This is a genomic window from Scytonema sp. PCC 10023 (assembly GCF_963920835.1).
In the GTDB taxonomy this organism is placed as follows: Bacteria; Cyanobacteriota; Cyanobacteriia; order Cyanobacteriales; family Nostocaceae; genus Kalymmatonema.
The window spans coordinates 1-585 of record NZ_CAWUDP010000353.1; the positions used below are offsets into that span (position 1 = coordinate 1).

General features: G+C 43.8%; 1 protein-coding gene. It reads right to left on the minus strand.

Going from position 1 to position 585, the window contains the following annotated elements:
* Nucleotides 1-181: 181 nt before the first annotated feature.
* Nucleotides 182-585, minus strand: a 404-nt coding sequence (locus ACM0OZ_RS49180; RefSeq protein WP_414590213.1) for an IS630 family transposase, incomplete at its 5' end; no start/stop codon positions are given.

Here is a 585-nt window from a genome sequence, read left to right on the forward strand (position 1 = left end):
ATGGGGGATAAATCAGGAGAGTAGGGGGGTAAGAAGGCAGAAGTACGAAGGCAGAAGGCAGAAGGCGTCCCCACGAATGAATTCGGGGGATTTAATAAAGTTGCTACGCGTTTATTTTTCTCCATAAATAAATTCAGGGGCTTTAAACCTTATGGCAGAGAACAGAGGACTTATTTTTGTATCAAAGCTTACCTTCTTTCCTTCTGCCCTCTGCCCTCTGCCCTCTGCCTTTCTTCGGTAAAAACTTGACGAATGCACCAACGGACTCAATGGCAATTTTTACACGCTCCGCGTGATGAACCTTCAGATTATCCATAACCACAATAGCCCCTTTCCATAATTGAGGTACCAAGACCTGAGTTACATATGTAAGAAACACTTCTGTATTGGTGCTTCCTGGTACAGTCATTGCTGCAATCAGCCCATCAAGGTTCAAAGCACCAATTAAGGAAACATTTCCACCCTTCGTTCCAGGAATGCTACCAATTGCTCGTTCGCCGTCTACTGCTCTACCAAACAAGCGTGACATTGATAAATTCAATCCCGCTTCATCCACAAATACTAGATTTCGCACGTCAATTTTAT